Below are 11,964 nucleotides of genomic sequence, written 5' to 3'. Positions count from 1 at the left end.
ATTTTCGAGTCGATTAGCACACTCACTGGTCGTCGGTAGTTGGCGGCATGCCTACGCTTAACCAGGAAGAGCTCCGTGCCAGGCTATCGCTATCCATTCCTTCGTCCAGTTTATATAATTTGTAACGGTTAATAACGGCAGTCACTCTTCTGATCCATTCATGGCCGGCAGAAGAATAGCCGCTGTGATTCATATGTTTGAGCCATACCGCGAATTCGGGGTTACCTTTCAGTTGGCTGAACCATTTTTTTCTGGCGAGTACTTCCACGAAATGTTCGTAGGAAGCAACTGCAGAAGCATATTGCTTGTACCGGGATTTTTTGCCGGGAGCAGTTTTTGCAAGATTGTTTTTACCGACAATACCAAAGTGGTTGTTGAGCAATTTGGCATTTCTGCTGGTACCTGTGCCGGATTCCAGCATAGCTACCCCGAGGATAACGCTGGCCGGAATGCCGGTTTCCTGCATGAGTTCTACAGATACCGGTTTAAATTTCTTCAGATAATTACTCGTGGACTGTTGAGCATACCCAACATTGCTGAGCATCAGCAATAAAAGCACCGCACATACCCATACTGACCGTTTGATGTAGGTGGTTACCTTTCTCATAGGAGTATTCTTTGTAACAGGTGAAAGATTGTTGTTTGTTTTCAGCATCATTACTTACCTCACATATCAACGATGATCACACATCACACCGCAATATTACTTTAAAAAATTAAATAATACGTTCTTTCTTCGTCTAACCTTATCTTCGTCGTTAATTTCTTGTTAAAAAATTCGTTCCTTATATTAGCATCAATCCCCTTTGATGCGGCAAAATGCCATATCAAAGGGGATTTTTTCGCTTCAAAAGCTCCGTATTGTGCAAAGATTGTGCCGGTAATCCTATTTTACCAGACTGATCTTTAATTCATCAAGCTGGGCTTGACTGATCTCGGCCGGAGCGTCCATCATGACATCGCGTCCGTGATTGTTTTTCGGGAAAGCGATGAAGTCGCGGATACTCTCACTACCGCCTAAAAGCGAGCACAAGCGATCAAATCCGAAGGCGATACCGCCGTGAGGTGGTGCGCCATATTCAAAAGCTCCCAGCAGGAAGCCAAATTTGCGTTCTGCTTCTTCAGGTGACATTCCCAGCGCTGCGAACATTTTCTGCTGCAGATCGCGCTGGAAAATACGGATAGAGCCTCCTCCTATTTCAGTGCCGTTCAATACGATATCATAAGCATTTGCCTTGATATTAGCGTACTGTGACATATCGTCCATGAGTGCGATCTGTTCCGGTTTCGGTGCGGTGAATGGATGGTGACGGGCCACCCAGCGATTTTCTTCTTCAGCGTATTCAAACAGCGGGAAGTCTATCACCCACAACGGTTTATATTCGTCTTTATTGCGGAAACCGAGGCGTTCGCCCATTTCCAGGCGCAGCTCGCTCATGGCTTTACGGGTACGTTCTTCTTTGCCAGCCAGCACCAGGATAAGATCTCCGGGCTTCGCCTGACATTTTTGCGCCCACCCCTGCAATTGTTGTTCGTCAAAAAACTTATCTACCGAACTCTTCAGCGTACCATCTGTATTGTATTTAACATAGATGAGGCCGCTCATACCGATTTGTGGTCTTTTCACCCATTCTGTCAGTTCATCGAGCTGTTTACGGGTATATTCGGAACAACCGGGCGCAGCGATAGCCACTACGAGTTCGGCGTCGTCGAATACTTTAAAGCCTTTTTGTTTTACGGTATCATTGAGGTTAACCAGCTTCATATCGAAGCGGATATCCGGTTTATCATTGCCATAATATTCCATGGCATCATCCCATGTCATACGCGGGAAATCACCTTCGAACGCAATGCCTTTGATCTCTTTGAAGATATATTTCATCATACCTTCAAAAACGTTCAGTACATCTTCCTGTTCTACAAAGCTCATTTCACAGTCGATCTGGGTAAACTCCGGCTGGCGGTCGGCCCGCAGGTCTTCATCGCGGAAACACTTTACGATCTGGTAGTACCGATCATAACCACTCACCATCAACAATTGTTTAAATGTCTGCGGTGATTGCGGCAAACCGTAGAACTGGTTAGGGTTCATACGGCTGGGCACCACGAAGTCGCGGGCGCCTTCCGGCGTTGAGTTGATCAGGAACGGCGTTTCGATATCGATGAAATTCCTTGTATGCAGGTAGTTGCGCGCGGCGCGGCCTACTGCATAACGCAGTTCCAGGTTTTGTTTTACCGCGTTACGGCGGAGATCGAGATAGCGGTATTTCATGCGCAGTTCATCTCCCCCGTCGGTATCGTCGGTGATGGTGAAAGGCGGTGTTTTAGCCGCATTCAGGATTTTATAGTCGCTCACCGTGATTTCGATATCACCGGTGGGGATATTTTTATTTTTACTGGTACGCTCTGTTACCACGCCGGTCACCTGCACTACGAACTCACGGCCCAGCGGCTGTGCATCCAGTTTGTCATTGAGGCTCTCGTTGAATAACAGCTGAGTGATACCATAGCGGTCCCGCAGATCAAAAAAGTTGATACTGCCAAATTTTCTGACTGTCTGTATCCATCCTGCCAGCGTCACCTCCTGGCCTATCTGCTCCATTCTTAACTCCCCGCAAGTGTGCGTCCTGTACATGCGTAAAAAATTGATTTTTAATGTTTTATGGTTGAATCCCCTGGATGTGCTGCCAGCTGTTCCGAGACCACTGTTCAGTTGTTCAGCCATACCTGTAAGGGGGGCAAAGATACGGCATGATGCGGGCATTTCACCCCCCGGAGATGTTAAAATATCTATTTATGTCTACTTCCGGCATCAGCAGGGCATTCCCGGCTAATACTTCCGTAAAATGCGCAGCCATAAAGGGCGCCAGTGAACAGCCTTTGGTACCGAGGCCGTTAAAGATACCCACAGCGGGCATCTCCGGATGTAACCCGATCATCGGCCGGCGGTCATTACCGGAAGGGCGCACCGCCGCCAGCTGGTACTCCACGCTGTAAGGTACTTTCAACAGCTGCTGCAGGCCCTTCTCCAGCACCTCCCGCTGCCTGCCGGTGGGCAGGTCGTCATCATAATCCCATACAAAGGAAGACCCCGCCCAGAACAATTCAGGCCCATAAGGCACCAGCGTAATGCTTTTTTTGATGATATCTTCGGTATGCAGCCCGGGGACCCTCACCCACAGCACTTCTCCCTTATTAGGTAAAAATGTCAGTTTATCGAACCACGGGTTCTGGGCCGTAGCCACCCCGTCGCAGAAAATGATCTTCTGCGCGGTAACGTCCCCGTAACGGACGCTTGCGGCCGTTACTTCCAGCTCACCCAGGTTCAGATGCGCCTCCTGCAACGCCCCCTTACTATTCAGGAACTGCCGCCAGGCAGGCAGCAGCGCCCGCAGGTTGACCGTAGCCCCCTTCACAATAGCCGCGCCGTAAGGCTGGTCCAGTATCTCTTCGTATTCCATCCGTTCAGGCAGCAGCGTATACGGGCCGCCCGCGGCCTTCTTCATAAAAGCCTCCTGCATCTGCCGGGAAGGGAACACGTTCCACAACCGGCGCTCCGTGAGCACCTGTATCTGCAACAGTTCCGACAACTGGTGGTAAGCATCCCCGGCAAACGGATAAATGGTATCATACATCCACGCCGGTTCAAACCTGCGCCCGGATACCGGATTAATAACGCCCGCAGCCACCCGCGACGCACTGTTCGATTTTGCATCGTCTACCACCAGCACCTTTTTACCCGCCCGCCACAACGACCAGCTCAGCATGGTACCGGCAATCCCCTGTCCTACTATGATATAATCTACGCTTGTCATACTATCTGTTCATCTGAAGCCCTAAAAATACCCATAAAAGTGGAAAGCCCCGCGGGCATCATACCAGCGGGGCTTTCTTATTATAAAGGAAATCAATTTATCCTACCCGGGTCATTTCTCCACCACTTTCACATTGATGCCTTCGCTGTGGGCGCTAAACTCCGGCGCATACATACACTGTGCAGTGCTGATGCCATTGGAGAACTTACCCTGATGCGTTACAAACAATGCATATTCAAACACATAAGTACCTTTCGGCAGATAACTGAAGAAGAAATCCGTAGAAGCGTCTTTGGTGCTTTCGTAGTAGCTGAGGCCATTCTGCCATTTGGCGCTGCTCAGTACATTCTCCGGCTCAAAGCAGGCGGCACGCATGTCTTTCAGGTGGATGTACTCCATCGTCCTGTCCACACGAAGCACGATCCGCACTTTTACCTTGTCACCCACTTTCAGCTCATTGCCTTCAGCAATTTTAGTCAGCACCGGGCCTTTATCAGAACTTACTTCTTTATACAGTTCTTTTTCCAGCACCAGCGGTGTTTTAGCAGCAGTAATTTTATCCAGCTCCTCAAAATACTGCCAGTATACGGCGCCCCAGGAAGGCTGACCTTTACTGTCTTTCACCGTCACCTGGATGTTGCCCATATCCGCTTTCACATCTTTTGCCTCGATATGTTGCTTGAAGTAACCCGTACCTGCTTCAGCAGTTTGTTGTTTGCTGCTGATAGTTTCCTGGCCCAGCCGGATATCTACTTCCGGGCTGGCGGTGAGCCAGTTGCTGCCCTGCAGCAACATCGCGTAGCAGGCGTCGGCAGTGGATTTGGTGGTGCTCCAGTTATTGGTCTGTTTGTTTTTCAGCAGCCATGTTTTCATATCGGCAACGGCTGCTTCGTCTTTACCGGCCACCTGGAAGGCTTCTATCAGCAGCGCCTGTGTTTCTATCGGCGCCTGATGCCAGCCATAACCGGCCACTACATCTTTCCAGTACATGCCTAATTCCGGGTGGTTGATCGCGTTTTCCTTCAGTGACTTCAGGATAGCGGCAGGCGTGGCTTTATCGCCTTTTTTGAACTGGCTCAGGGCAACCATACCTTGTGCATAACGGCCCATTTTGGTCCAGAACTGCTGCTGCTGTCCGGCGTAGTAATTAAAGGAAGCCTCCATGCCTTTGGGCACCGGATTGTCAAAGAAGCTGCGGGCATACAGGTATTGCACTTGTATTTCACTGATCTGTTGTTTTTTCAGATCTGCCTTGTTTTTGATCAGCTGATGGTAATCTTTGTCCAGCTGCCTGTCCAGGTACTGCATGGCTTTGTTCGCGATGTTTGCTGCCACAGGATCTTTCACGCTGGTCAGCTGTTGCAGGTGACCGATACCTGCCAGAATGTACTGGGTGATATAACGATCGGCCCACATACCGTTGAACCAGGCAAAAGAGCCATCAGACTCCTGTTTTGCTGCCAGCTGGTCCAGGGCGGACTTTCTTTCCCGCTGCATCCGCTGCAGATCAAACAACAGCGCGATATTTTTCTTCTGCTGCGCTTCGTTCTTCGCTTCCAGCACCCACGGCGTCTGTTGCAGCAGCAGGGATTTCAGCTCTTCATTTTTCTGCAGGTTGCTCAGCAGCGCTGCGGTATCGGTGGTTTTCCATTTATCGAAAACCTGCCGTATACCGGGAACGCTCTTCGCAATATGCGTAGCCAATGCATTGGCATAGTAGCGGTTAAACACCTGCTCGGAGCAATCGTACGGATACTCCATCAGGTACGGTAACGCCTGCACGGCGTACCACGCAGGGTTGCTGGTGTATTCCACTGTAACGCCCTGCTGGCGCAGTGTGGAAGAAGCGCCTGATTTCAACAGTTTCTCAAAAGTGAAGGTATGTTGACCGTCGCCACGTACCGGCAGCGGCATGGATTCGGTTACCAGCATAGAGTTGGTCAGCACCGGCAGCGCATTTTCTTCTCCGTCGCTGTAGTTACCGGACTGCGCTTTCACGCGGTACAGCAATGCGCTGGTAAAGTTGCGCGGTACCTGTAACTGGAAGGTCACCACCGTGCTCTGACCTGCGTTAGCGGTAAAATGTTGCACCGGGAAGATATTCTGGAACCAGCCATCAACCGGCTGCATGGTAGCGGCATCCAGCAGTTCGAGATGCGCCTGGCCGATCAGCTGGGAATCGGTCAGGTTGCTCACCTTGGCAGTGAAGTCAATCTTATCACCGGCCCTTACGAAGCGGGGTGCATTGGGCACCACCATCAGTTGTTTCTGGGTAACGATGCTGGCGCCGACAATGCCGAAAGCAGCATCCTGCGTATGTGCCAGCCCCTGGAAGTTCCACTTGGTGAGGGCTTCCGGCATGGTGAATTCGAAAGACAGTTTACCGTCTTTGTCGGTACGCAGCTCCGGCAGGAAGAATGCTGTTTCCTGGAAGTTTTTGCGGACAGGAACATTACCGGCATTGTTTTCCGGCGCTTTCGGTGTTTCTTCTGCGGCAGCGGAATCTGCCGCCTGCTCTGTTACATAGTTCATTGCGCGCGCGTCTTTTTCTTTCATCACCTCTTTCCGCTGTACCGCAGCCGGGGCAGGCGCCATGGCCATAACAGCGCCGGCAGCGCCTCTCGTTCTCACGCCAGACGCTCTGCCGCCCAGTTTTTCATATACATAGCTGTTGCCCATTCCCCAACCGAAGAAGTTCAGCAGGTCGTAGCTTTTTTCCTTTGCAGTGGCTCCCTGTCTGTCTGTTTCGAAATAATACTGGGAAGTCACCATACCAAAGTTATCGTAGGCGTGGTACACCAGGCGGCCGCTGGTCCGGATATCAGGATAGATACCGGGTTTGCTCCATTGGTGCGGCACAAAAGCATCCAGCGACGCATCGTACATGGAAGCCAGCATTTCAGCAGCCACTTTTTCCCCTTTGTAACCGGTGATTTCCACGCTCCATTTTTCTTTTTCTCCCGGCAGCAGCTTATCACGGTGGGTGCCGATTTTGATGTCCAGGTCTTTATTATCCCAGGGCACCTGGATGGTATGCTGACTGGTAAATACCCTGTTATCTTTCACGAAGACGTAGTCAAGCCCAATGCCGCCACGGTCTTCTTCAGTGACATTATAGTCGTATTGTTTTACCCCGTCCAGTGTGATATTGGTCATCTGAGAAGACTGACCAATCCGGGTGAGGGATTGTAAAATATGGAGGTCTTTGGCGGAAGATCCTAATATGACAGCGCCTTTCTTGCCTGGCTCTGTCTTCTCTTCCGGCTGATAGCTCCATAAGTAAGCGGGAGCCGCCAGCGTTTTAACGCGTGGGTCTACCAGTTCAAACACTGCTTTCTGTACAACAGGCTGTCCGTTTTTATCGGTAGCGCTTACCACCAGTTCGTAGTAGCCTGGGGTCAGTTTTTTGCTATCTAAAGCCACTTCGCCGGTAGCGGTGCTGGTGAACTGTTGTTCCGATACCGCTGGTTTACGGGGCCATTTGTCTTTTTCGTCTTCATCATGGTAGATGTCCAGCGGGAAATCTTTGATGTAGGCCGCTTCCGTGATGGCGAACTGGTCTGCCTGCTCCCAGTAACGGGGACGCAGCAGTCGTTTGTTCGGTTCCAGCGGTTGTACCGCTACTTTAACGGAGAGCTGTTCAAATGCGCCGTTCAGGTTGCGGGTAAAAACGCGGACATCTTTCAGGGCGCTGATTTCTACACGCTCCGGCACCTGCACATTAATTTCCACCGATTGGTAACCGGCAGCTACAGACTGGCTGGCGCTGCGGGTTTCGCCGTTCAGGTCCGTTACGTCTGCTGATACGATATAGGTAAAGATGGGCTTCTGATCGGGTGATACCGTCTTATCCGGCGATGCAGGGAAACTTACCTTAAAGTGGCCGTTCTCGTCGGTGGTAGTTTCACCATGAGCTATTTCACGGGACGTGCCTGCGGGCAAATACCCTCTGAATAACCAGGGGTATGGGAAGCGGGTCCTTCTTTCCACGCGGTATTTCACCGTAGCGCCGTTGATGTTGTTACCGGCGTAGGCCAGGGCTTTACCTTGTGTGGTAACGGTTTCCCCCAAACGATAACTGCCTTTGATGGTATCAAACTCCACATAGAATTTCGGGCGTTTGTATTCTTCCACACGGAAGGTGTGCACACCATAACTTTTCGCATCCCGCAGGAAATAGTTGCCATTGAGGCGGCCTTCCGGCAGTACGATTTTACCGGAGAAAGCACCGTATTCGTTGGAGGTCACCACGATGGTGTCTACTTTCTCACTGTTGGCATCCGTTAAAATCAGGGTGCTTTTCAAGCCTTTGACCAGGTGACTGGTTTTCTTACCGGCTTCCTGTTGCAATACGATCCCTTTGAAATAAAGCGTCTGGCCGGGACGGTAGATGCTTCTGTCGGAGAACAGGAAGATATGTGGTTTAGATTTGGGTTCCCCTTCGTTATAGTGATAGATGTATTTGTGATCATCGAGGAACAGGATATCTCCCTGGCGTTCCCATTTGAGCCGTACGGAGCGGTTGGTAGTACCTTTCACGTTCAGTTCGGCGGTGCCGTTGGCATCGGTAACTGTAGATTGCAGCTGCACCCATTTTTCTTTTCCATCGGCCCATTCCTGGCTGAAGGCGGTCAGTTTGGTACCTGGCAGCGGTTTACCGGTGCTGCGGTCCAGCGCGATGAATTTTGCATTGTTTTCCAGGTAGCTGATGTTGGACACCCAGGCAAATTGCAGTGCCATGGGGTTTTCTTTCAGATCGAAACCAGGTTTCACGCTGGCGAGGATAATGTATTGTCCCAGCGGGAGCGCATCGATTTTTATTTCTGCCGCGTGGTGGTTGTAGTCTTTCGGGTCTGGCAGGGATTGTTCCCAGGCTTTCACCGGTTTTTTGTCCAGCAACAGTCTCCAGTACCTGTTCTGGCGATCGGTGTAATCATTCTGCGCCAGGCGGAGGGCGGCGGCAAAAGCCTCATCCACCTGCAGTACGCGCAGGTATATTTTGTCAGCGTTTTTGTATTTCACTAATGTACGGAAAGGCAGGGAGGGTATGTTTACCTTTTCTGTCATCAGTTCCAGGGATTGCGCTTTGATTTCGGCCAACAGGTTGGAGCAGTCAGCTGCACCTTGTGTGCCGGGGCCTTTCTGTATAGCCTGTTCACATATTTCTTTGGCTTTTTTCAGGTTGGCAGTACTGTCGGCTTTACCGTACAGGGCGTTGCCGATATAGGTATTGGCCAGCAGGGCCAGCACGCCGGTCACTTCTTTTTCACTGTTGTAGACGACCGTCATTTCCTCCAGGGCTTTGCGGTACCGGGTGGTTTTATCTTCCGCTACTGAGATCTGCTGCATGTATTGGATCCTTTCGAGGTCAATGTCCAGCAGGGCTGCTTTATCGTTTTCGTGCAGGCGTGTCAGTTGTTGCAGCACCAGGATGGCCTGGTATTGCAGCGATGTTTTGTCGGTAGCGGCAAACGTGTGCCGGGCGAAGGCGGCAGCTGGCGCGAAAGCGGCAGGATCGTCGAGTTCAAACTGGTCCACTGGTTTGGCGAGGGTATTTTCGCCGGATTTAAAATAGTCCAGTGCACGGTGGGCCAGCAGGTCGAACAGAACAGGGCGGAGCTGGCGGGTGCCGGCGCCTTTGATCAGGATGGGATCAAAATCCCCGATGGGTGTTTTTTCCAGGGTGGCTTTGTCGGCGAGCGATGCCTGGTAGGCTGCGGTGATCTGGCGGTGGAGGTAGTCCTGGCTCCAGGTGGTAATATCCGGGCCTGGTTTTTCTTCTGCAATGGCGGTGCGGTTATAGAGCCGGTACCGGTTATTGCGGAGGTAGTTCAGCAGTACTTCGGCTTTGATGCTTTGCAGGATGGCCTGCTGGGCGCCTTTAGCCGCGGCGGTCTTCTGATCGAGTTTTTCCAGATTTTGCTGGATGCTGCTGTCGCTCAGCTGGTCGGCATATTTCATCTGATAGATGAGCGCTTTGATCTGCTGGGCCGGCAGGTTGTCTTTCACTGCACGGGCATAGATCAGGTCTACTTCTCCCAGCGCGGATTTAGGCAGATTTTTTTCGTCGAGGGCAGCCACTTTCTTCCAGGAATTGTCATAATAGGTCTGAGCCATCACGCTGTTGGTTAAGAATAAAACAATGAATAATGAGAGGCATAAACGCATATATATCGCTATTTACGGGTAAGTTAGTTCTTTTTGTACAGGATGCAGGAATTATACGGGTTTCCATAAGGGGGTCAAAAAAAAGGTGAAAAGTGCTGGGAGACCCGCTTCACTTTTCACCTTTCAAATATGTGGGTAAACTGATTAAGCCAGTGCAGCCTTTTTGCTCAGCACTTCAGCCATCGTTTTACCGATGTTGGCAGGGCTTTCCACTACGGTAACGCCGCATTCCGCCATGATTTTCATTTTAGCGGCAGCAGTATCTTCCGCACCACCGATGATAGCACCGGCGTGGCCCATACGGCGGCCCGGAGGCGCTGTCTGGCCGGCGATGAAGCCTACTACTGGTTTGGTGCCGTATTCTTTGATCCAGCGGGCAGCGTCAGCTTCCATGCTACCGCCGATTTCGCCGATCATGATGATACCTTCTGTTTCAGGGTCGTTCATCAGCAGTTCCACGGCTTCTTTGGTGGGGGTACCGATGATCGGGTCGCCACCGATACCGATAGCGGTAGAAACACCCAGGCCAGCTTTAACTACCTGATCAGCAGCTTCGTAGGTCAGGGTACCGGATTTGGATACGATACCGATTTTACCTTTTTTGAAGATGAAGCCGGGCATGATACCCACTTTCGCTTCTTCAGCGGTGATAACACCGGGGCAGTTAGGTCCGATGAGGCGGGTATTGGAACCTTGCAGGAAGTTTTTCGCCTTGATCATGTCCTGAACAGGGATACCTTCCGTAATACATACTACCAGGGCAATACCAGCTTCGGCAGCTTCCATGATCGCGTCTGCGGCAAATGCCGGCGGTACAAAAATGATAGATACATTGGCGCCGGTAGCTTTTACCGCATCGGCCACGGTGTTGAACACCGGGCGTTCCAGGTGGGAAGTACCGCCTTTACCGGGGGTAACACCGCCTACAACCTGGGTACCGTATTCGATCATCTGTGTAGCATGGAAAGTACCTTCAGTACCGGTAAATCCCTGCACGATCACTTTGCTATCCTTATTAACTAAAACACTCATCGCGCTTGTTTTATTGGTTTATTATTTTATATGTTTCTTCTATAGGTGCGGCAAAAATAAGCCGATTTCCATAATTCTGCAATTTATGGCCTTTAAGATAAAGCTACCAATTCGCAGGGAAATTACTTTTTGCCGTCGCGCTTCAGCTGTTCTTCCAGCTGATCTTTCCATTTGCTGTCCTTGAACATGTCCAGCTGGCGCATTTCTTTGGCATCCCGGAGGAACTCGGAAGCGAAAATGAAGTCGTTGAGTTGCTGGTCTTTACTGAAGACAATCTCTTTATTGCTGCCTTCCCACTGCTTCTGTCCCTGATACATATATACGATATGGTCGCCGCTTTCCATTACGGTGTTCATATCGTGGGTATTGATGACCGTGGTAATATTATATTCCTGGGTCAGTTCTTTGATCAGTTGGTCTATCAGCAGGGAAGTCTGAGGGTCCAGGCCGGAGTTGGGTTCGTCACAGAACAGGTATTTGGGATTCAGTACGATAGCACGGGCAATCCCTACTCTTTTTTTCATACCACCGGAGATTTCGGCGGGGAATTTTTTGGCGGCATCTTTCAGCTGCACTCTCTCCAGGCATTCGTCCACCCGCTTTTTCCGCTCTTTTAAGGAGTCTTTGCTGAACATTTCCAGCGGGAACATCACATTTTGTTCTACAGTCATACTATCGAACAGGGCAGACCCTTGGAACAGCATGCCGATCTGCTGGCGGATTTCCTTTTTAGCCCGGTGGTCCATGGCTGTAAAATCCTGGTTATCATAAAGTATGGACCCGGAGTCTACCTTCATCAGGCCCACGATACATTTCATCATCACGGTTTTACCGCTACCGCTGGCGCCGATGATCAGGTTTACCTTACCGGACTCCATAGTGGCCGAAACGCCTTTCAGTATCTCCTTATCTCCAAAGCCTTTGGTAATATCTTTCAGTTCAATCATGG

At 50.7% G+C, this 11,964-nt stretch carries 6 protein-coding genes; all 6 read right to left on the bottom strand.

Annotated elements, in window-relative coordinates; translation table 11 throughout:
* Nucleotides 1–22 precede the first annotated feature (22 nt).
* Nucleotides 23–607 (bottom strand): glucosaminidase domain-containing protein, encoded by a 585-nt coding sequence (locus B5D63_RS17945; protein WP_159456067.1) that lies wholly within the window; start codon nt 605–607, stop codon nt 23–25.
* 279 nt (nt 608–886) lie between these two features.
* Nucleotides 887–2,635, bottom strand: a complete 1,749-nt coding sequence (aspS, locus tag B5D63_RS17940; protein WP_078670365.1) for an aspartate--tRNA ligase — start codon at nt 2,633–2,635, stop codon at nt 887–889.
* Nucleotides 2,636–2,765: 130 nt separating this feature from the next.
* The gene (locus B5D63_RS17935) at nt 2,766–3,815 is read right to left on the bottom strand and encodes an NAD(P)/FAD-dependent oxidoreductase (protein ID WP_078670135.1); all 1,050 of its coding nucleotides are present in this window, start codon (nt 3,813–3,815) and stop codon (nt 2,766–2,768) included.
* Nucleotides 3,816–3,926: 111 nt separating this feature from the next.
* A complete protein-coding gene (locus B5D63_RS17930) occupies nt 3,927–9,932 on the bottom strand; it encodes an alpha-2-macroglobulin family protein (protein ID WP_159456066.1) in 6,006 nt (2,001 codons plus the stop codon).
* 195 nt (nt 9,933–10,127) lie between these two features.
* The gene (sucD, locus tag B5D63_RS17925) at nt 10,128–11,015 is read right to left on the bottom strand and encodes a succinate--CoA ligase subunit alpha (protein WP_078670133.1); all 888 of its coding nucleotides are present in this window, start codon (nt 11,013–11,015) and stop codon (nt 10,128–10,130) included.
* Between the two features lie 122 nt (nt 11,016–11,137).
* Nucleotides 11,138–11,962, bottom strand: a complete 825-nt coding sequence (locus B5D63_RS17920; RefSeq protein WP_078670132.1) for an ABC transporter ATP-binding protein — start codon at nt 11,960–11,962, stop codon at nt 11,138–11,140.
* Nucleotides 11,963–11,964 lie beyond the last annotated feature (2 nt).

The organism is Chitinophaga eiseniae, from assembly GCF_900167135.1.
Lineage (GTDB): Bacteria > Bacteroidota > Bacteroidia > Chitinophagales > Chitinophagaceae > Chitinophaga > Chitinophaga eiseniae.
Note: the sequence above shows the minus strand (reverse complement) of the source record. Positions and strands in the feature narration are given on the sequence as shown.